General features: G+C 60.4%; 26 protein-coding genes and 1 tRNA gene. 5 read left to right on the top strand and 22 right to left on the bottom strand.

Going from position 1 to position 17,367, the window contains the following annotated elements; all coding sequences use genetic code 11:
- Positions 1–76 precede the first annotated feature (76 nt).
- A tRNA-Pro gene (locus I6L48_RS16830) sits at positions 77–153 on the bottom strand.
- Between the two features lie 33 nt (positions 154–186).
- Between I6L48_RS16830 and I6L48_RS16825 the strand changes: the two genes are divergently transcribed.
- Positions 187–468, top strand: coding sequence for a hypothetical protein (locus I6L48_RS16825; protein ID WP_216987507.1), 282 nt, complete (start codon positions 187–189; stop codon positions 466–468).
- On the opposite strand, the gene I6L48_RS16820 is transcribed toward I6L48_RS16825, so the two are convergent.
- The 21 genes from I6L48_RS16820 to I6L48_RS16720 all read right to left on the bottom strand — a co-directional run bounded on the left by I6L48_RS16820 (position 458) and on the right by I6L48_RS16720 (position 15,706).
- On the bottom strand, positions 458–1,801 hold the full coding sequence (locus tag I6L48_RS16820; RefSeq protein ID WP_039038976.1) for a dihydroorotase: 1,344 nt from the start codon (positions 1,799–1,801) through the stop codon (positions 458–460). The two genes, I6L48_RS16825 and I6L48_RS16820, sit on opposite strands and share 11 nt — an antisense overlap.
- 64 nt (positions 1,802–1,865) lie before the next feature.
- The gene (locus I6L48_RS16815) at positions 1,866–3,119 is read right to left on the bottom strand and encodes a site-specific integrase (RefSeq protein ID WP_216987506.1); all 1,254 of its coding nucleotides are present in this window, start codon (positions 3,117–3,119) and stop codon (positions 1,866–1,868) included.
- Between the two features lie 169 nt (positions 3,120–3,288).
- Positions 3,289–3,693: a hypothetical protein gene (locus tag I6L48_RS16810; protein WP_216987505.1), complete on the bottom strand. Its 405-nt coding sequence runs from the start codon at positions 3,691–3,693 to the stop codon at positions 3,289–3,291.
- A gap of 74 nt (positions 3,694–3,767) precedes the next feature.
- A complete protein-coding gene (locus I6L48_RS16805; RefSeq protein ID WP_216987504.1) occupies positions 3,768–3,959 on the bottom strand; it encodes a hypothetical protein in 192 nt (63 codons plus the stop codon).
- A 9-nt stretch (positions 3,960–3,968) separates the two neighbouring features.
- A complete protein-coding gene (locus tag I6L48_RS16800) occupies positions 3,969–4,568 on the bottom strand; it encodes a hypothetical protein (protein WP_216987503.1) in 600 nt (199 codons plus the stop codon).
- Positions 4,565–4,879 carry a DUF4406 domain-containing protein gene (locus I6L48_RS16795; protein WP_216987502.1) on the bottom strand — a complete coding sequence of 105 codons (315 nt, stop codon included), beginning with the start codon at positions 4,877–4,879 and terminating at the stop codon, positions 4,565–4,567. Before I6L48_RS16795 ends, I6L48_RS16800 begins: the two co-directional genes overlap by 4 nt.
- 226 nt (positions 4,880–5,105) lie before the next feature.
- Positions 5,106–5,738 carry a hypothetical protein gene (locus I6L48_RS16790; RefSeq protein WP_216987501.1) on the bottom strand — a complete coding sequence of 211 codons (633 nt, stop codon included), beginning with the start codon at positions 5,736–5,738 and terminating at the stop codon, positions 5,106–5,108.
- Positions 5,735–6,079, bottom strand: a complete 345-nt coding sequence (locus I6L48_RS16785) for a hypothetical protein (protein WP_216987500.1) — start codon at positions 6,077–6,079, stop codon at positions 5,735–5,737. Before I6L48_RS16785 ends, I6L48_RS16790 begins: the two co-directional genes overlap by 4 nt.
- Entirely contained in the window at positions 6,076–6,987 is a 912-nt protein-coding gene (rdgC, locus tag I6L48_RS16780; protein ID WP_216987499.1) for a recombination-associated protein RdgC, read from the bottom strand. The genes I6L48_RS16785 and rdgC overlap by 4 nt, the downstream gene beginning before the upstream one ends.
- A gap of 20 nt (positions 6,988–7,007) precedes the next feature.
- Entirely contained in the window at positions 7,008–7,187 is a 180-nt protein-coding gene (locus I6L48_RS16775) for a hypothetical protein (protein ID WP_043163230.1), read from the bottom strand.
- A gap of 58 nt (positions 7,188–7,245) precedes the next feature.
- On the bottom strand, positions 7,246–7,830 hold the full coding sequence (locus I6L48_RS16770) for an MT-A70 family methyltransferase (protein ID WP_216987498.1): 585 nt from the start codon (positions 7,828–7,830) through the stop codon (positions 7,246–7,248).
- The gene (locus I6L48_RS16765) at positions 7,827–8,528 is read right to left on the bottom strand and encodes a hypothetical protein (protein ID WP_216987497.1); all 702 of its coding nucleotides are present in this window, start codon (positions 8,526–8,528) and stop codon (positions 7,827–7,829) included. The genes I6L48_RS16770 and I6L48_RS16765 overlap by 4 nt, the downstream gene beginning before the upstream one ends.
- Positions 8,525–9,742 carry a hypothetical protein gene (locus I6L48_RS16760; protein ID WP_216988093.1) on the bottom strand — a complete coding sequence of 406 codons (1,218 nt, stop codon included), beginning with the start codon at positions 9,740–9,742 and terminating at the stop codon, positions 8,525–8,527. Before I6L48_RS16760 ends, I6L48_RS16765 begins: the two co-directional genes overlap by 4 nt.
- A gap of 49 nt (positions 9,743–9,791) precedes the next feature.
- Positions 9,792–10,895 (bottom strand): hypothetical protein, encoded by a 1,104-nt coding sequence (locus I6L48_RS16755; protein ID WP_216987496.1) that lies wholly within the window; start codon positions 10,893–10,895, stop codon positions 9,792–9,794.
- Between the two features lie 48 nt (positions 10,896–10,943).
- The gene (locus tag I6L48_RS16750; protein WP_216987495.1) at positions 10,944–11,966 is read right to left on the bottom strand and encodes a recombinase RecT; all 1,023 of its coding nucleotides are present in this window, start codon (positions 11,964–11,966) and stop codon (positions 10,944–10,946) included.
- The gene (locus I6L48_RS16745) at positions 11,963–12,808 is read right to left on the bottom strand and encodes a PD-(D/E)XK nuclease-like domain-containing protein (RefSeq protein ID WP_043163235.1); all 846 of its coding nucleotides are present in this window, start codon (positions 12,806–12,808) and stop codon (positions 11,963–11,965) included. Before I6L48_RS16745 ends, I6L48_RS16750 begins: the two co-directional genes overlap by 4 nt.
- Positions 12,805–13,170 carry a hypothetical protein gene (locus tag I6L48_RS16740; RefSeq protein ID WP_216987494.1) on the bottom strand — a complete coding sequence of 122 codons (366 nt, stop codon included), beginning with the start codon at positions 13,168–13,170 and terminating at the stop codon, positions 12,805–12,807. Before I6L48_RS16740 ends, I6L48_RS16745 begins: the two co-directional genes overlap by 4 nt.
- Positions 13,171–13,172: 2 nt before the next feature.
- Entirely contained in the window at positions 13,173–13,364 is a 192-nt protein-coding gene (locus I6L48_RS16735; RefSeq protein ID WP_216987493.1) for a PA3496 family putative envelope integrity protein, read from the bottom strand.
- A gap of 76 nt (positions 13,365–13,440) precedes the next feature.
- Positions 13,441–13,932: a hypothetical protein gene (locus I6L48_RS16730; RefSeq protein ID WP_113070520.1), complete on the bottom strand. Its 492-nt coding sequence runs from the start codon at positions 13,930–13,932 to the stop codon at positions 13,441–13,443.
- 312 nt (positions 13,933–14,244) lie between these two features.
- Positions 14,245–14,499: a hypothetical protein gene (locus tag I6L48_RS16725; protein WP_202040098.1), complete on the bottom strand. Its 255-nt coding sequence runs from the start codon at positions 14,497–14,499 to the stop codon at positions 14,245–14,247.
- A gap of 508 nt (positions 14,500–15,007) precedes the next feature.
- Positions 15,008–15,706, bottom strand: coding sequence for a helix-turn-helix domain-containing protein (locus I6L48_RS16720; RefSeq protein WP_254203221.1), 699 nt, complete (start codon positions 15,704–15,706; stop codon positions 15,008–15,010).
- 53 nt (positions 15,707–15,759) lie between these two features.
- Between I6L48_RS16720 and I6L48_RS16715 the strand changes: the two genes are divergently transcribed.
- From I6L48_RS16715 to I6L48_RS16700, 4 genes are read left to right on the top strand one after another with little or no spacing between them, the layout of a single operon-like run.
- Positions 15,760–15,975, top strand: coding sequence for a Cro/CI family transcriptional regulator (locus I6L48_RS16715; protein WP_005310214.1), 216 nt, complete (start codon positions 15,760–15,762; stop codon positions 15,973–15,975).
- A 33-nt stretch (positions 15,976–16,008) separates the two neighbouring features.
- Positions 16,009–16,710: a Rha family transcriptional regulator gene (locus tag I6L48_RS16710; RefSeq protein WP_106887159.1), complete on the top strand. Its 702-nt coding sequence runs from the start codon at positions 16,009–16,011 to the stop codon at positions 16,708–16,710.
- 41 nt (positions 16,711–16,751) lie between these two features.
- Complete coding sequence (locus tag I6L48_RS16705) at positions 16,752–17,141, top strand: hypothetical protein (RefSeq protein WP_216987492.1); 390 nt, start codon at positions 16,752–16,754, stop codon at positions 17,139–17,141.
- Between the two features lie 3 nt (positions 17,142–17,144).
- Positions 17,145–17,363: a hypothetical protein gene (locus tag I6L48_RS16700; RefSeq protein ID WP_042027538.1), complete on the top strand. Its 219-nt coding sequence runs from the start codon at positions 17,145–17,147 to the stop codon at positions 17,361–17,363.
- The last annotated feature ends 4 nt before the right edge of the window (positions 17,364–17,367 follow it).

Raw genomic sequence — 17,367 nt, 5'->3', positions numbered from 1 at the left:
GGTTGGAGAGACAATCGCGGCGGAAGACCATAAAAGAAAAGGCCTTGTCCTCTGACAAGGCCTTTCTCGGGGAATTTGGTCGGTGTGAGAGGATTCGAACCTCCGACCCTCTACACCCCATGCAGATGCGCTACCTGGCTGCGCTACACACCGACGGAGTCAGCTCGGCTGACGGGGAGGGAGTTTATGGAGATGCCCCGACCCTGTCAACAGGGGAAATCCAGGTTCGAGATCGTTTGCCTGCTTTGCGAGCAACTTCGGATCAAAGTGCGACCAGTGGTGCATTTTGTCGGCACCTCACCGCTGTCTTGCAGGAAAAACGGCCACCCGGAGGTGGCCGTTTGGCGTGATGCTCTCAAGCCGAGATCAGCGGTTGAAGGTGAGACGCTTGCCCAATACCTTGTCGGTGACCAGGGTCATCTCAAGCAGGGCGCGCTGGAAGCGGTCATCATCCAGATCAGCGGTTGAAGGTGAGCCGCTTGCCCAATACCTTGTCGGTGACCTGACCGTTCTGCCAGGCTATTTGCCCGTTGACCAGGGTCATCTCGATGGTGCTCTGGAAGCGGTAGCCGTTGAACGGGGACCAGCCGCACAGATAGAGCAGGTTGCTGTCGGTGACCACGTAGGGCTTGCCGAGATCCAGCAGCACCAGGTCGGCGAAGTAGCCTTCCCGGATGTAGCCGCGATCCTGCACCTGGAAGCGTTCGGCCACCGCGTGGGAGGTCTTCTTGACGATGGTTTCCAGGCTGAAGACCCCGTTGTGGTAGAGCTCCAGCAGCGCCTGCAGGGAGTGCTGCACCAGGGGCACGCCGGACGGCGCCTTGAAGTAGCTGTTCTGCTTCTCTTCCCAGGTGTGGGGGGCGTGGTCGGTGGCGATGATGTCGAGTACGTCGTTGCGTACCGCATCCAGCAGGGCGTGCTGGTCGGCAGCGCTCTTCACCGCCGGGTTGCACTTGATCTGGCTGCCCAGGGTGTCGTAGTCCGCCTCGTTGAAGAAGAGGTGGTGGACGCACACTTCGGCGGTGATGTTCTTGTCCTTGAGATCCTTCAGATCCGGGGTGGCGGTAAAGAGCGAGAGCTCTTTCGCCGTGGTCAGGTGCAGCACGTGCAGCTTGGCGCCGTACTGCTTGGCCAGGGAGACCGCCATGCTGGAGGATTTGTAGCAGGCGTCCGCGCTGCGGATGCGGCCGTGCTCGCGCATGGGCACGTCTTCGCCCCACTTGGCGCGAGCTTCGTCTTCCAGCACCTTGATGGACGGGGTGTCCTCGCAGTGGGTGACGATCATCACCGGGCTTTCGCGGAAGATGGCTGCCAGGGTCTCCTGGTTGTCCACCAGCATGTTGCCGGTGGAGGCCCCCATGAAGATCTTGATGCCGCAGGACTGCTTGGGATCGAGTTTCTTGATCTCTTCCAGGTTGTCGTTGGTGGCACCCAGGTAGAAGCTGTAGTTGGCGGCGGCGGAGTTGGCGGCGATCTGGTATTTGGCTTCGAGGGCGTCGATGGTGGTGGTCTGGGGATTGACGTTGGGCATTTCCATGAAGCTGGTGGTGCCACCGGCCACGGCGGCCCGGGATTCACTGGCGATGGTTCCCTTGTGGGTCAGGCCGGGCTCCCGGAAGTGGACCTGATCATCGATCATCCCGGGGATGAGATGACGGCCCGTTGCATCGATCACCACGGCATCGGGGGCACTGATGTCCGGGGCGACGCGGGCGATCCGCTCACCCTCGATCAGGACGTCGGAGGCATAGATGCGGCCTTCGTTGACCAGGGTGGCATTCTTGATAAGCAATTTGTTCATGGGGGGTTCCAGTTCCTTTGCCGGGAATTGTGGGGGTTGACTATTTATCTAATAAATCAATCGCTTACTGTTGGATCTTTTTTTCTTGGGGCGTCATTGGGGCAAAAAGGCCTTTTGATTGCATCTGCTCCCAGATCCTGACCGCCTCAGATTTGCTCGCCGAGGCGATCCACTTTCCGTAGACGGATTGTAACATTTCAAGGTCAGCGTGACCCATTTGCGCTGCAATATACGCGAGATTTCCATGCGACGTCAGGTTCCAACTAGCAAACGTATGCCTAAGTTGATAGAAGCGCCGGTATCTTACCCCGGCTCTCCTCATGATGTTGCTCCAGGCATGAGACACTCCGGCAGCGGTGAAGAACTCCTTGGCGTGTGGAACATGGGGGCCCGTCACCTTAGGCGTGAATACCGGTCTGATGCTCTGGCGCTCGATACGACCATTCATGTCCACATCTACTGACACCACAGCACGCATGAACGACAATGCCATCTGAGATCTGAGAGCTGCGATCACGGGCGGCTGCAGATCAACCTCCCGGGGCTCGTTGGTCTTGGGCAGTTTGAAATAGTCCGATTCGTTACTGATGTTCCTGCTGATGACCATGACCCCTTTTTCGAGGTCGATGTCCTCCCAGGCAAGAGCTCTCAGCTCGCCTGTTCTAAGGCCAGTATAGATAGCAAGGGTGATCATGTTTCGCTGCTGCTCGTGGGAGCAGGCTTCCAGCAGCCGGGTGTATTCATCAAATTCGAAAGGGTCTGCCGGTGAGGTTTTTCTGGTGGTGACGGGCCTCACTCCTCCTGTGAGTCTTGCTGCATCCGCAAGTAAGTTGTTCTTCTCACACCAGCGAAGCAACTGCCTGAATCGCCCAAGGTAGGTGACGATGGAGCTGGGTTTGAGTGAGATGTGCAGCTCATTGCGGATCAGCTCTATGTCCTTGGGCATCAGCGTTGAGACCTGTCGGTCCTTACCCAGGACATTGATGCACGCTTCAATGGCGAACGGGTAGCCATGACGAGAGGTAGGCTTCAGCATAGGTTTGTGAAGCCGCCAGAAATCCTGATAGGCCTCCCAGATGGTGACGTTTCGCCGGCTTCCTCCAAATCGAGTCAGTGCTGAGCTGTCAGGGAAATGATGTGCGTAGCTGAAGGTACCGATCGCAATCTCATGCTTGATGGTTGCGAGCTTGTTGGTGGCAAACTTCACGTTCGCCTTGGTGATGGGGAGGTCGAGGACCTCCCGGCAGCGCGCCCGTTTATAGGTGAAGGTAATGCGCAGCTTTTTGCCATGAACCTCCAATCCAGTGACTCCAGCCACTAGATCATCATGTTTGACTCGACCCACTTGTCATACTCCGCAACGTTGTAACGAATCTGGTTATCCGGGGCTCGGCACCATACCCGCCCTTCCGGCCACTCTCCTTTTAAGCGCCGTCCCTCGGCGGCTTTTTCTGTCATGCCTGTCAGTTCGGCGAATAACTTCGGCCTCACCCACCTGGCACATGGGTAGACGAATTGTTGCATTTGTTGGTCCTCATTATTCTGGTTATTTCATCCCGGCCTGCTCGGTTGTAGAGGAAGCATTCCACCTGCTTCCTGCTGCTGACCGCTTGGTCAAGGCGGTACTCCCCGAACGCCGGGCGTTTGAGTTGATGCTGGTTGGCCAGTCGGCCAATGGCCTGGGCGCTCACCCCCAGCTCCCTGCCCAGTTCGGTGGCGCTCCAGAGCTGGCCAGCAACCCGGGGCGTTTCGATGGGCAGATCGAAGTGCGCCAGGATGCGGCCGATCTCGGCGAGCTTGGCCGATCGGGAAAGAGTGGGGGAGCGCACGGTGCTGACCAGGTCGTTGAGTAGCTGGCTGTCCTGGTCGATGGTCAGTTGAAGTTGTTGCATGGCGTGGCCCTCCTGTCCCAGAGGATGGGGCGCCGGGTGAGTTGAAGGAAGGGCCGTTATTCATGGCGGAAAGTTCAAACGGGCTTGAACTGCTCGAACCCGGCGAACAGGGTCAGTGTCTCATCGTTCTCGCCCCACACGGCCACAGGCTCACCGTTGAGGCTGCGCGACAGCTCCTCCGCTTTCGCTTCGGCAGCCTGGAGGTCGTCAACGTAGGGGTCCGTCTTGGCTGGGGTCTGGAACAACCCGTAGCGATACTTGGCCATGTCAGCCTCCTATGGGCAGCAGCGCGGCGAGCCGCCGCAGTAGTGGTGGTTCGGGTCGAACTCGGCAGGGCTGCACCAGATTGGCTTGAGCTGTTTGCAGCACACGCACTCGCCGACCCAGCCTTCGCCAGCCCTCCACTGGATCACCCCATCATCCTTGAGTTGCTCAACGATGGCCTTTTCCCGCGCCTTCTTGGCTGCCTTGGCCTGCTCCTGCAGGGCGTAGAGCTTGGCGTGCTTGATGACCCAGGCGCCGGTCATCTTGGCTTTCAACAGCGGATAGCCACCGAACGGGCCATCAGAGTCGGTCTCTTCACCAAAAGTCCAAATCAGGACTTCTCGCGCGACATAAAGGAGCGAGTGCCAGTCTTGGCCTTCCCCCCAGTAGTCCAGCCCTCCGCCGATGCTGGGCATGTGGTTGACGCTCACCCGCATTTGCCGGTTCTGCCGCTCCTGGTTGCCGGTGAGAGGCGGGCGGTCGTCGCCGTTACGCCAACGCCAGTGCGGCTGGTGCAGCTCCAGCTCGTTGTCGATCCACACCTCCCCCAGCAGGTTGCCCAGAATGGCGTGGATCTTCTTGCTCAGCTTCTTCTCGATGCGTGGTTTCATGCTGCCGCCTCGTGTGGGATTGAAGTTAGGATCACCGGCTTGCCGAGCTTGCCGAGCTTGATGGCCAGGGCGTGCTCTGCTCTGGCGCCGGCGCTGCGCTCCCAGCCAGGCAGCATGACCAACTGATCGGCCATCTTGACCATCTCGATGCAGATGGCCATGTATTCGTGTTGCTCCAGCCCATCCGGCAGGATCGCCGGGTTTAGGGCTACATGGCCCAGGCCAAGCAGGCGGTGCGCCTCGGCATTGAAGGCGTCGCGGTTGAAGTTCGGCAGGCCTGAGATAGGCCCGGCTATGTAGATTTTCGCCATGGTGAGTCCTTGAATTGGAAGCCCCGGGCAGGCCGGGGATCTGGTTATGCTCGCCAGCCGCGGTACCCGATAAAGCCGGGATCCATGACTTGCCTGAACGGCAGGACTGGGAGGTGGGCTATCAGGGTCTTGAGCTGGGGGTTATCGGGTTGGCTGTCGATGGTTACCCGGGCGCCGGGGTTGATGCGGAGGTATCTGGCGCGGGTCTCTTCTGCTTCGGTGCGGGTCAGGCCGGGCTGAATGATAGGCTCGCGGAATCGCACGGCTCACCTCCTTGTAACACCGCAGGCGCGGCGAGATCCGCCCGCACATACGGCACCTCGCAGGCAATCACCGAATCAGCGCACCAACTCACCTCGCTGGTATCGCTCGGGAATGGCTCGCTGTGGTAGTGGCTCTGGTCTCCAACCTGCAACCAGATCCGCTCCGGAGCGGTGCGGATGGTTTCAGTAATTGTCACGGTAGGGGATGGCAGCTGGTCAGCCAGTAGCGCGTCTATGCGATTATGCAAAGCTCGCGCTTCATCTTCGCCGACACCGCCGCACTCCCAGTTGAACGCATCCATGGCCTCCCTAAGTACCGGTTCAGAATCCCGTACGAAATCAAGCGCCGCCTTCATACGGCTCTGCACTTGGTCGCGCTGGGCCTGCAGCTCACGGTAGTCCTGCTCGTTCGGGGTGGTAGTGGCCTCGGTCCAGTCGGCATCTGGTTGCGCTTGTGGGGTGCCAGCCAACGCGGCATCGATGCGATCAAGCAGGTCGCAACCCAGGTAGTGTTCGGAAATGGTCTGCGGTATCGAGGCACCGATGTATTCGTGTAGATCTCGCAGCAGATCTGTTATGCGCTGCTGTTCGCTCATACATCCCCCAGCATTCTGATTTCGTCGTCCGTCAGGCCAGCGGCCCGGGCCTTGTCCATCACCCGCAGGCGCTCGGCGTTGAGCGCGTCAGCGCGGCGATCTGCATCGTTGGGCTCGATGATGCTCACCGGCGCCAGCCAACTGCCTCGCACCTTCACGGCGATCTCCTTGCTGACGTTGGCGTCGCTCCCCTGGACGCCCTTGCGTGTCGCCATGCGTGCGGCGGTGGATGCTGATCCGCAGACGTGGATCGGGTACTGATGCCCACGCCCCTCGGTGAGGTCGGTGTTGGTGTAAACCACCCAGACCTCTTTGGTGTCGGTAATGGTGATGTCGGTCATAGCGGCGCCTCCTCACCACCCAGGGCATTGAACAGGGCCGGGATGAACTGGGAGAGCTCGCCGGTCACCAGGGCAAAGTCTGCGTCCAGGCGGGCGGCCGGGTCCTCACTGGTCACATCGTCGTTCTGCTCGCGCAGCTCCTCGCTGAACTTGAGGCGCTTGATGGAAAGGTCGTCGCCCAGCACGAAGCTGATACTCTCGCCCCAACTCAGGGCCAGCTTGGTGACCAGCTTGTCGTTGGCGAGGTGGTTTTTCACCTCGTCGGTCATCAGGTCCTGCTGTTTGAAGCGGGCGATGCCGCCATGCTGCTGGGCGCTGCGCAGCTCGGATTCATCCTCCAGCGTGAAGGCGGCGGGCAGGTTGCCCTTCTGCAGCCACTCGGTCATGGTGATCTCGGGCGGGTTCTTGAGCGCCACCGGCACCACCGGCAGGCTACCGATGGACTTGCGCAGCAGGGCCAGCACATCGTCCGCCTTCTTGGCGGAGGAGGCATCGACCATCAGCAGGCCGTCTGCCGGGTTGATCCAGGCGAAGGTCTGGCTGGTGCGGCTGAATGCCCGCGGCAGCAGGGTGTGCAGCAGCTCCTCCTTGAGCGCTTCCTTCTCTTTCTTCTTGAGGGCTCGGCCCTGCTCGAACTCGACAGCCTCGATCTTCTCGGCCAGTGCTTCCTTGACGACGGCGGGAGGCAGGATCTTGTCCTCGCGGCGGGCACACAGCAGGATCTGGCCGGCGGCGGCATGGGTCAGGGTGCTGCCGAATTTGCCGAGTGGGCGGGTCCAGCCGAAGCGGGAAATATCCTGGCTGCCGCAGGGGGTGAAGGCGCACGCCTCCAGTTGGGTTTCCAGTTGTTCGGCGGTCAACTCGAACTGGCGGGTGAAACGGTAAACTTGAAGGTTTTTAAACCACATGGTCTGGGTCCTTTGGTCGGTTAGTTGCGGGCTTTCTTGGCCTGCAGGTCGTGGATCTTCTTGGCTGCGGCCTCGGCGGTTTGCCGGTCGCAGGTGATGCCGCCTGGCAGGACGAACTTGCCGGGCTGCTTGGGATGGGGCATGACGACACCCAACCCGATGACTACTGCGCCGCAGTAGGGGTTTTCCGTGGCTTTCATGGGGGTCCTCGACTTATCCACCGTTTCTGTGGGGATGGCGGTGGATGGGTTGGGGGTATCAGGCGGCGGACTGCTCTGGTAGTGATGGGGCTTCGTTGCCCCAGCAGTCCCAGCCTGGGGCGGCCGAACGGGCAAAGAGCTCGATGCGTGGAACATCACCGCACAGCTTCTCGATCGCCTCTCGGCACTCGTGCGGCTTTTCGCTGTGGCGCCCCACCTTGGCTCGAATGACCGAGCGCACAGCCTTGTCCACTACCAGATTGCTGACTTTGCCCTTGATGCCTATCAAGGCGCACTCCGCACCGGCCCGCGTCGCCCACCCCATACCGAAGTGGGGGTTGTCGTTTACGGTGCGCTTCTCCCACACCAGGCCGGTCATGGTCATGATCCGGAATCCCCAGGCTTGGCACAGGGCGATGGCCTCTTGTGGCATGCTGCCTACCCACCACATGACCAGCATGCAGTTATCGTCTGCCAGCCTCGCCACTGGCAGCGCCTTCATGTCCTCTATCGAGGTGACGCTGTACACCTGCGCGGCCCCGCTTTTCATTGAGCCGCCAGATTTCTTCGATTTGAATTGCCAGGCCGGGTCCGCGTAGATCACCCGGTACTTGCGGTTGGTGCTGTGGATGTCGATTTTCATGCCCCCTCCTTTCTGGCTTTGTTGTATCTGGCCGCGTCATCGCAGTCATCAATGTGGCTGGCGCCATACTTCTCTCTGGCCGCCTCTGCGCAGCTGTACGCCTCGTATCGGCTGAACCCCCAGGTAACCTTGCCGCAGAGATAGCAGTTGCCGCGGGTGCGGCCCGTGGTCTGACGCTTCCGTGGTCGCTTTGGCTTGCGGATCCCGGCAGCGGTGACCATGCGGCGCTCATTGACGTTGTGCGCCTGGAATGTGCGGCGGCTGATGGAGACGGCATACAGAAACGGGTAGATGACAGCATCATCCAGAAACCGCATGGCCTGCTCAGCTTCATCCTTGGTCAGCACCATGGCGTCTGAAAGGTTCACCGTGCAACCGCGTTCGGCCTTCCAGTAAACGTCGTTGCCATCGTAGTCACCGCGGTTGACGTGAATGACGTATTCACCGCCATCCGCACCCAAGCCGCCCTGGCTCTCATCAAGATACTGGTGGTCCACCCGCACGGTGACGAGCTCATCGACCAGCGCTTTGCTGAGTGGTACATCGGTGTGGCGGGCATTGATGTAGCGCTGGGCTTCTTCCTGTGTGTAGACGTGCGCCCTGTCGAGATTGGTGGTGTAGCCGTTGCCGTTTTCAGCCCAGAACATGCAGGAGCTGCCTGTGTTACCGCGGCTGTCGCGCAGGTAGAAGCTGGTCATGCCGCCTCCCTGTGTTGCTCAGCGTGCAGGCCGGCTGCGAACTGCTCCTCCCACAGCTTCACCTTGAGCTCGCAGGCGTAGATGATCAGGCCGACGAGCTTCTCGCCGATCCCCTTCACCTTGTTCAGTTGGTTCCCCTGGTGGCTCATCACCTTGTAGAGGGTGTCGATCCCGGCCTCCTCCAGCGGCTTGATGGTGCGCGGCGGCAGGCCGCATTCATGGATGCTGACCGTCTTGGCCCATTCGGTGCGCGGCTGCAGGTGGGGGTGACTCTGCTCCAGGGCCTCCTGCATGAAGGCGAAGATGTCCCGGGTCATCTCGTCCGGGGCACCGGCACCATAGGGCGTCGGGTAGATGGGGTTCATCCACTGGCTCAGCATGACTGAGCAGCCGGAGCCATCGGATTTCATGGCGTGCAGCTTCCAGTTGAGGTCGTTGATGAGGTAGGGGAGGTTGGATTTCAGGCCGTGATCCACCAGGTAGACGTTCCAGAGCGTGCCATCCTCGCCCTGGTAGGTGCCGCCAAGGTGTTTGTGCCAGACCAGCTTGGCAGCGCGGGCGCTCTCCAGCTCCATGATGACGGTGTGGCGGCGCTCCAGCTCACGGTCCTGATCGTTGATGACGCCCAGCAGCTCACTGATACGGCGCCCCAGCTTCAACACTTCGGCGCGGTAGGCGGCTTCGTTGCTCTTGTGTTTGGCGATTGCCGTGCGCTGCTCCTCCAGCAGCTCGTTCTTCTCCTTGATGCGGCGCTTCATGCCGGCCGGATCCATGGCGTTGAGGTCGGCCAGCTGGCGCTCGAGTTGGCGGGCGTTGTACTGCAAAGCGCCATATTTGGTCTGAACATCGTTCAGGGCGCGCTGCAGCTTGTAGAGCTCGGAATCCTTGTCTTCCAACCAGGTGGCGCCTTCTTGTCGTGCGGCAACGATGCGCTGCTCGGCTTCGGCAACCTGCTGGCGCAGCTCGCTGACCAGGGCCGCCTGGGTAAGCAGCTCGCCATCCCGGGCTTCCAGCTGGTCAATCAGCTCGTTGAACTCGTCGATGTGGGCGTTGGCGGCCTCGCTAATCATGGTCAGGTTGGCGTTGAGCAGGGTTTCGAAGCTGCCGATGGCGGCCTTGGCCGGGCCGTCAGGCATCAGCAGGATGTTGCGGATCTGGCTGGTGAGGGTGTTCAGGGCGAGACTGGTCGCCTCGCTGGGGTTCAGCGTGGTCATGGTTGGTCCTCTGGGAGTGCAAAAGCCCCGTTGGCGGCGGGGCGGGTGATCAGTAGTTGATGGTCAGGTGGTCGATCTTGTTGCTGGCGATGTGCTTGATGAGGTTGATGGCTTTCCCCTCCTCGATCCCCAGGCCCATCAGGTCCATCAGGATGGCGTTGTTGATGGTGCGGCGGTGCTCCATGTCGGCGGAGCGCGCAGCATCCTCTGCGGCTTTCTGGCGCTGCTCGTCGGCGATGCGCTGACGCTCTTGCTCTGCGGCACAGGCAGCAGCCTCCTCTGCCATGCGTGCGGCGTTGGCTTCGGCCTGCTGGCGGGCCAGTTCGGCGGCTTCGGCATCGCGCCGGGCTTGTTCTTCACGTTCACGGGCAGCCTGGGCTTGGCGCTGGGCTTCCAGCTCGCGGTGCTGGGCGGCTTCACGCTCCAGGCGCTGGCGATCCTCTTCCTCCCGGCGAGCTTGCTCCGCCGCCTGCTCGGCTATCAGGCGCTCGCGGTCGATGCGATCCTGTTCGGCCTGCTTCTGGCGCAGTTGCTCCAGCTCGGCCTGCTCTGATTCGTATTTCTGGCGGGCTGCCAGCGCTTCGCCGAGGCGCTTGGTTGCGAGCTCCTTGGCGACGGTCGCCTGGGGCAGCAGCTCTTGCCAGGAGTCGTCCAGGGCGTTCTGCTCGACCTCCTGCAGCATGGCCTGCAGGTCGGCGGCGGCGTTCTCGATGCTGGCGGAGGATCCCAGTTCATTGAGGCGGGCCAGCCGGGATTGCAGTGCTGCCACCCGGGCCTCCTCTGCCTCTTCGTACTGGGTGAGCGGGGCGCGCACCTCGTCTTTCAAGGTGTCCAGGGTGTCGCGCAGGGTTTTGCGGTTGGCGTCGATGCGCTTGGGGATCTCCTTGTACTGGTCGGTCAGCTCTTTGCCGAGCCCGTCCAGGTAGGTCTTGGTGCGGGCAACGGCATGGGCGATGCTGGCGATCTCCTTGCGGCCCTTGGGGGTGGTGATGTCGGGCACCAGGCTGGTTGCCTTCTGGCGGATATCGGCCAGCAGCTCAGCCACGCCCTGGCCCTCGGTGAACAGGGCGACGGCGGTGGTGGGTTCGATGACAACCAGCTGGGCTTGGGCGTTGTCTGCTTTGGTTTTTTCGACAGTGGCTTGTTCGGTCATGGTGGGGTCCTTGGGATTGAAAAGCCCGCAGTGAGCGGGCCTTGTGGGTTATTGCTGGGCGCTGAGCTGCTTCTTGCGCTCGCCGGCGATCTGCTTGATGCCGGCAATGATGTTCTGGTCGCCGGTTTCGTTGGCCCAGGTCCAGGCGGTTGTGTAGGCCTGCTGCCACTCAGCGGTATCACAGGACCCCTCGATGGCGGCGCAGTGGTCGGCGTAGGCGCTGGCGTGGTCCGCCTGGGCGGGTTCGGCCACCTGCTCGTGCTCCAGGGTGATCGGTTCGGTGCTCTGGCCGCGGATGGCATCCAAGGCGCGGCTGCCGCCTTGCTTTGGGATGGGTTTCTCTGGCTGCCGCGAGAAGTCGAACTCATCGCCAGACTCCAGCAAGGTAACCAGTTCTGATGCGGACGGGAGACGTCGGGCGAGGCGATGTAGGACGCTTTTTACCGCCATCCTGTCGTACCACTTGGCCCAAGCCCCGTATTCGCTATTACCGGTCTTACTGGCACTTTTGACGCGCTCGATATCTTCTTTTGGCATGACCTCGACAATCAATTCGCCTGAGTGCAGCTTGGCAAAAGCGAAAGCCAGTGAGAACTCGCCCCGGCCTTTGAAGGTGGGGCGGTAGTTGATGTGTTCACCTTGCTCGTCCATCCAGTAATCGAAGGCGTCGCCATCAAACACGGCTTTGGCGGCAATGACGGCAATCTGACCGCTCATGCGGGCGCGCTTTAGCACGCCGTCAACCATGGGGATGTACTGCGCTTTGAGGACGAAGTTGGTGCCTTGCTTCTCCTTGAAGGTGACCAGTGCCGCCTCTCGGTTGTCCGGCACAAGCCCGTGTGTCGCACACCGGATAAGGGACTGGATGACTGACTTTTGGTCGGCGTTTGCCAACTCTGGGTTCTGTGCCATGGCAGTGGCGGCGGCCCGCACAAAAGCCTCAAAGCTCACGCCTGACGGCAGAAGGGCCTCAATGCCCTGGCTGCGAAGCTGGGGTGCAATCATTGCGAAGAAGTGGCCAGAGCTGCCCTCTAATGGCACCAAAGTCTCTACGTTTGATACGTCGTTCATGCTGCTTTCCTTGTCGCCCAGGCTGGGCGCTGGAGGGGTTTGAAGTCGTGCCAGTCGTTGTTGACCCGGCAGTCGTGGAAGCGATGGAGGTCGCGGCGGAACAGGTCCTTGCCCGCATCCTTCCAGTCATCCGTCAGGGGGCGCACCCGCACCGGGTAGCGGCCACAGTTCACGCTGGTGCTGACAGCCAGAAAGACGAATTCCGGCTCCTCGCCCATCACCCGGTGGAAGCCTTCGGAGTACATGGCATCCTGCACGTGGTAGCGGAAGTCCTCGACATGGCGCTCGAAGCGCCCCATATCGTCCACCGACTTCACGTCGATCATGATGGGGTGATTGCTCAGGTGGCGGTCGGGGCGGATCCGGCACAGCTCCTGGGTCTGGGGGTCAATCCAGTAGAAGGAGGCCTCGCTGTGTCCTTCCTGCTCCAGCAGCCAGCGGGCGTCCGGGTGGGCCATCACGCTGTCGCGCATTAGGTAGAGCTTGCGTCCCTCCTCGGCATCCATCACCGTCTTGCCCAGCTCTGCGCAGCTGGCCAGGAACTCGGCCTCTTCTGCCTTGCCGGCATTGGTGCGGCGGTTGAACGGTGGGGCGATGATGAAGCGGTCTTTGAACTCGTCGGGCTCCAGCAGCAGGCAGTGGATGGCGCTGCCCATGTCGAAGGCCTTGAGCTTCTCCTCATCTACCGGGGCATTCTTGGCCCAGATATAGGTGGCCGGACTCTCGGCTATCTGGTCGAGCTGGCTTTTGCTGACCCCGGGGCCAGCGTGGTACTCCTCGTTGGAGAGGCCGAACACCCGGCCAAGCGGGTGCGCGGTGGAGGTGTCGGCGATGGCATTCATGCTGCGCTCCTGTGCTGATACCGCTCAAACTGCTCCTCGCTCATGGCGTCGTGCAGGGCGGCGAGGTGATAACCCCATGCTTCCTTGGCCAGGGCGGCCAGGGCGGCGTCCATCAGCTGCTTGGTGAGCTGCATCAGCGGGGCAGGATCGCCCTCGGTCATCAGCAGGAACATCGCCTGGTTGAGCTGCAGGCCCTGGTCGTGGTTCACCTCGGCCAGCAGGGTGGACAGGTCGGTATCGAGTTCCCCGGTCAGTAGCAGGGGACGGTTGGCCGCGATCCACTCGGCGACCCACTCGGCCTTGGCGTTGGCCTCGGCCTCCTGGCTCTCCAGCAGGGCGAGCAGGGTGGTTTCATTGGTCATGGCTAGAGCTCCATTTCACGCCGAAGGGCTCGCGCTTCGTGATATTCCTCGATGGCGCGGCGGGCAGAGGCTTTGTTGCGGGCCATACGCGCCTGTTCGGCGGATGGGGCTGCGTCTACGTGGTACTTGCGGCGGGTGGGTGGCACCATCGCGCCGCGAAATCCCATCAGCTGGGCTTCGGTCAGTGGTTTCATGGTCTGGGTCCTGTGGTTGTAAAAACGAAAAAGCCCAGCAGTTGCTGGGCTCTGTTAGCGTTATTGCGTGAATACGCTAAATAGGTTTTTTACACTTACGAAGCGCATCGATGCCGATCTGAAGCTCTGGGAACTTTGCGCTTGCCGTTCTTCCTTGGAAAATAATGTCGGTTTTCTTTGAGGCATGCACTGCATTCAATAAAAAGTTCTGGCCATCATCTGATACTGGCTTTACCAACACGCCCTCATTCTTGCCGCTAACATAAGCAGCTACAGACCTGAGCTTCACACCGTTGATGGTAATCACCATGTCATCTACAGCCCCATCCGTACCTCTGAAACCAGCGGCAAACCGGCTCGGCAATGACAAAGCCAACACCCCTTGATCTGATAGAACCAAACTTATCTGGCTATCGGTGCCACCATCTCGGTCAAGATTGAACCCATGAGCCCAATCGCAGGTATCTACAACGAACCAGTTATCTTCATCAGTCTTCGCGGATATACCAAATGCCATCAACGATCCACTGAGCAGCATTGCATGCCACCAACCCCCCACTCGATTCATAACCCCTCCTTATTTCGAAGGGGGTATTATGGATCTGTTTGGGGCGGCTGTCAGCCTGCAACCCCCTGATGCAAGGGGCTCCAGGCTGGCCACTGTTGCCAGTGGCCACCGTTCACGTTCACGCACCGCCTTCCGGATTGAACGGGGTATCGGCGCATCCCTACCGGCATCGGGATTCGTGGTTGTGAGCCGGTTCCATGTTGTTAAAGAGCAGGCCCAGCCGAATTTGGCGTGAGCGAAGCCAAAGCATCCTTGCGGTGCTTGAGAAAGAGGCTTTGGCTACGGCGCTATGAGGGAAGCGCCAGACCCGGGTCAGATGGCGTTGCGGTGGAACTCGGCCCGCCAGTGGAGGAGGGCGCGGCATTTCATGGCGGTCAGGGTGCGCACCTTGGCAGACTGGGCGGTGCGGGCTGCGACGAGCTGGTGCCGCTCGGTGGCCATCATGGCAACCGTCAAGCGTTGCTTGATGGTTCGGCGGCGGGCGGCGTTGCCGTTCAGGCGGTCGGCGATGGCGGCGATGATCTGGTCTGCGCTTTTCGCGGCCCTAGAAAAAATGCGCTTGGTCATGGTACATTCACTCCTGTTGGCGAGTTGGTCCTCGCTAATTCCCACGTGATTCGTCATGCTGGGTCCTGTTGCTAGGGTTGGTCCCCTGGCAACATCCGATTGGGGTGGTACCCCAGTCCTTCAAAGCCCGCCTTGTGCGGGCTTTGTCGTTCTTACGCGCTGGTCAGGCGCCTCACTTCTGCCCTGGTCAGGGGCCGGGTCCTGTTGCCGGGTGGCACTCAATTCTTTGCTGGCTTTTTACTCCGCCAGATCAGGAGGTTTGCCGGTTACGTCTCCGGCCCGGGCTCTCACCGTTCGTGTGGCATTACCCAAGACCTTCACCACGATTGGCCGCCTTCCACGCTGCCCCTTGTTGTTTTGGTCTTGGTCGTTCTCTCAAGAGGACGATGAGGGAATCGTAATCTTTAGTGAACGAGCGGTCAATATCGATCTCTAAAATAAACGACATTTTTTTTGAGCAACAAAAAACCCGCCGAAGCGGGTTAAGGGGAGGGAGGGGAGAGGGGTGTTACTTGATTTCGCTGCGCCTCAGTTCTGACAGCTTACCAAGCACGATAGCCTCACTGGATGTGACCGTACCAAGCCTGGGATCATCTACACCGTAAACCCACCCATCAATTCCGGACATCGCTCTTAGCAGGCGCGCTTGGCCGCTCTTTTCCAGCCTGATCAGCATTACGGCACCTTCTTCTGGGGTGCGATCGGCCAAGCTGAATATGCAGATATCTCCGGCCACAATGCCTGATTTTGAGAGGTGATCGTTTGTGGCCTCGATGGCAATGCTGTGGCTTTGGTTCTCTGCCACTACATACCGCCCGCTATCCATGTTCGGCAGCATATCAGTTGCCAGGCTTCCCACGTCAGCTAGGGTCCAGACCGGCACCTTATCGGAGTTGAACTGAATGTCGTTCAGCAGATCACCGCTGCTGCGGCCGGTGTATAGCCATATGGGATCAACCTTCAGCACCCTGGCAATGGAAATCAGGGATGACACTCGCATTTCACGATTCGGGTTATTGATGGTGTTGCTAATCACGCTCTTGGATAAGCCGGTACGGCGCGCAAGCTCAGACATGCTGATATTCAGCTCTTGCAGCTTTTCCTCAAGGCGTTGCCCGAAAGTTTTCATCAATAACCTCTTGTTCTCTTTAGAGACTAAATTGTAATTCCGCCATCGATCACTTTGGGAGACGGCGATGATTGACATCGTTCTCTGTAGAGGACATCATTTGCATGTCACCACACACAGGACCCAGACCAATGAAGAAACATGAAGTAATCGGCTATTTCGGCAACATGGCCCGCGCCATGAAAGCGATTGGCATCTCCCGCAGCCTTGCCGTGAAGTGGGGGGAGGTAATTCCAGCCCAGCATGCAGTCAGCTTTGTCATTGCCAGCAATGGCGAGCTGCGGCTGGGACTGGAGGATTACCCCCTGATCAAGGAGCAAGACCATCCTACCCAGCAGGCCGCCTAACCAGCCGCCCAACCACCCACAGGACCCAAGACCATGACCAATCTGAGCCTTATCAACAACAACGACCAGACCATGAGCAGCGTTGAGATCGCTGAACTGACAGGGAAAGAGCACAAGAACGTTCTGGCCGATATCCGCAAAATGCTGGTCGAAATTCAATCGGCTGAAAAGCCAGCCGATTACAAAGACGGCAGAGGTCGCACCCAGCCGTGCCTTTTGCTGACCAAGGAAGAAACCCTCTGCCTTGTTGCTGGCTACAGTGCCGCCCTGCGCATGGCGATCATCAAGCGCTGGCAGGAGCTGGAATCCCAGCAGGGGCCGCAGATCCCGCAGACCTATGCCGCCGCGCTGCTCGAGGCCGGTCGCCTTGCGCTGGAAGTGGAGCAGAAAAACCATCTGTTGGCGGTTCAGGCGCCCAAGGTGGCATTTGCCGATCGCGTTGCCGGTGACGACAAGGGCGTCAATATCGGCAACTACGCCCGCGCTGTCGGGCTCGGCCAGAACGTGCTGTTTCGGGCGTTGCGCGATCATCGCATCCTGATGAGCGGCGGGAACCGGCACAACCTGCCGTTTCAGGACTACATCGAGCGTGGGTACTTCACCGTCAAGGAGGGCACCCGCACCCACAATGATGAGACCGTCCCCACCTTCACACCCATGGTGACCGGCAAAGGTCAGCAGTGGCTGACCCGACGCCTGATCGACCTTGGCTATTTGAAGCCCATCGCCGCCTGACCACCGGCCAGCTTTTCCACCCAACATAGAGGACCAACCCCATGGGAAGAGTATCGCTCCCCGATCATGAAAATATGAGCACCCGCTCCCCGCTGAAAGTGCGCGGCACCCCAGCTCAGCGCCAGGTATGGCAGGAAGTAGGCGCCGAGTGTGGCATGACTGAAACCGCATTTGCCCGCACCTCGCTGCTGATCCTGCTCCAGGCCATATCTCAGCACGAGCCCACCATATTGGCGAGGGCCGTTAAACGGGCCAATCGGAGCTTGCTGGAGCAGGGTTTTCCGCCCGTGACCGTCGAGGAGATCCTGGAGGGCTCCGGCCTGCCCGAGCGCGGCCTGCTCCAGTTCAGCCAAGCAGACGAGGCCGCCTACAACGAGGAGCGCCCGCTGCGCCCCCTGCAAAAACTCATCAACTTTGTCCTCGGGAGGTAACCCATGACCATGCAATTACGTCCGCCGCGCCCGGCATCCCAGCACGTCAGCGATCGGGACAACATCATCCTGAAATCGGTCATGCATGAGCTGGCCCTGGCCCTCGATGAGCCGCTGATTTCGACTGCGCATGCCGCCGGTACCGACCGGCAGGCCCTGCGCCTGGCCCGCGAGCTTGAGGCTCGCACCCTTGAACGCGCCGAGAACCAGCCTAGCGCCTAACTTC

It is taken from the genome of Aeromonas sp. FDAARGOS 1418, assembly GCF_019048585.1.
GTDB classification, from domain to species: Bacteria; Pseudomonadota; Gammaproteobacteria; order Enterobacterales; family Aeromonadaceae; genus Aeromonas; species Aeromonas caviae.
Note: the sequence above shows the minus strand (reverse complement) of the source record. Positions and strands in the feature narration are given on the sequence as shown.

Excerpts from the sequence above, each read along its gene's own strand:
- I6L48_RS16825 (WP_216987507.1), top strand. The coding sequence starts at position 187 with ATGGAGATGCCCCGACCCTGTCAACAGGGGAAATCCAGGTTCGAGATC.
- I6L48_RS16820 (WP_039038976.1), bottom strand. The coding sequence starts at position 1,801 with ATGAACAAATTGCTTATCAAGAATGCCACCCTGGTCAACGAAGGCCGC.
- I6L48_RS16810 (WP_216987505.1), bottom strand. The coding sequence starts at position 3,693 with ATGCAACAACTTCAACTGACCATCGACCAGGACAGCCAGCTACTCAAC.
- I6L48_RS16805 (WP_216987504.1), bottom strand. The coding sequence starts at position 3,959 with ATGGCCAAGTATCGCTACGGGTTGTTCCAGACCCCAGCCAAGACGGAC.
- I6L48_RS16800 (WP_216987503.1), bottom strand. The coding sequence starts at position 4,568 with ATGAAACCACGCATCGAGAAGAAGCTGAGCAAGAAGATCCACGCCATT.
- I6L48_RS16795 (WP_216987502.1), bottom strand. The coding sequence starts at position 4,879 with ATGGCGAAAATCTACATAGCCGGGCCTATCTCAGGCCTGCCGAACTTC.
- I6L48_RS16790 (WP_216987501.1), bottom strand. The coding sequence starts at position 5,738 with ATGAGCGAACAGCAGCGCATAACAGATCTGCTGCGAGATCTACACGAA.
- I6L48_RS16785 (WP_216987500.1), bottom strand. The coding sequence starts at position 6,079 with ATGACCGACATCACCATTACCGACACCAAAGAGGTCTGGGTGGTTTAC.
- rdgC (WP_216987499.1), bottom strand. The coding sequence starts at position 6,987 with ATGTGGTTTAAAAACCTTCAAGTTTACCGTTTCACCCGCCAGTTCGAG.
- I6L48_RS16775 (WP_043163230.1), bottom strand. The coding sequence starts at position 7,187 with ATGAAAGCCACGGAAAACCCCTACTGCGGCGCAGTAGTCATCGGGTTG.
- I6L48_RS16770 (WP_216987498.1), bottom strand. The coding sequence starts at position 7,830 with ATGAAAATCGACATCCACAGCACCAACCGCAAGTACCGGGTGATCTAC.
- I6L48_RS16765 (WP_216987497.1), bottom strand. The coding sequence starts at position 8,528 with ATGACCAGCTTCTACCTGCGCGACAGCCGCGGTAACACAGGCAGCTCC.
- I6L48_RS16760 (WP_216988093.1), bottom strand. The coding sequence starts at position 9,742 with ATGACCACGCTGAACCCCAGCGAGGCGACCAGTCTCGCCCTGAACACC.
- I6L48_RS16755 (WP_216987496.1), bottom strand. The coding sequence starts at position 10,895 with ATGACCGAACAAGCCACTGTCGAAAAAACCAAAGCAGACAACGCCCAA.
- I6L48_RS16750 (WP_216987495.1), bottom strand. The coding sequence starts at position 11,966 with ATGAACGACGTATCAAACGTAGAGACTTTGGTGCCATTAGAGGGCAGC.
- I6L48_RS16745 (WP_043163235.1), bottom strand. The coding sequence starts at position 12,808 with ATGAATGCCATCGCCGACACCTCCACCGCGCACCCGCTTGGCCGGGTG.
- I6L48_RS16740 (WP_216987494.1), bottom strand. The coding sequence starts at position 13,170 with ATGACCAATGAAACCACCCTGCTCGCCCTGCTGGAGAGCCAGGAGGCC.
- I6L48_RS16735 (WP_216987493.1), bottom strand. The coding sequence starts at position 13,364 with ATGAAACCACTGACCGAAGCCCAGCTGATGGGATTTCGCGGCGCGATG.
- I6L48_RS16730 (WP_113070520.1), bottom strand. The coding sequence starts at position 13,932 with ATGAATCGAGTGGGGGGTTGGTGGCATGCAATGCTGCTCAGTGGATCG.
- I6L48_RS16725 (WP_202040098.1), bottom strand. The coding sequence starts at position 14,499 with ATGACCAAGCGCATTTTTTCTAGGGCCGCGAAAAGCGCAGACCAGATC.
- I6L48_RS16720 (WP_254203221.1), bottom strand. The coding sequence starts at position 15,706 with ATGTCAATCATCGCCGTCTCCCAAAGTGATCGATGGCGGAATTACAAT.
- I6L48_RS16715 (WP_005310214.1), top strand. The coding sequence starts at position 15,760 with ATGAAGAAACATGAAGTAATCGGCTATTTCGGCAACATGGCCCGCGCC.
- I6L48_RS16710 (WP_106887159.1), top strand. The coding sequence starts at position 16,009 with ATGACCAATCTGAGCCTTATCAACAACAACGACCAGACCATGAGCAGC.
- I6L48_RS16705 (WP_216987492.1), top strand. The coding sequence starts at position 16,752 with ATGGGAAGAGTATCGCTCCCCGATCATGAAAATATGAGCACCCGCTCC.
- I6L48_RS16700 (WP_042027538.1), top strand. The coding sequence starts at position 17,145 with ATGACCATGCAATTACGTCCGCCGCGCCCGGCATCCCAGCACGTCAGC.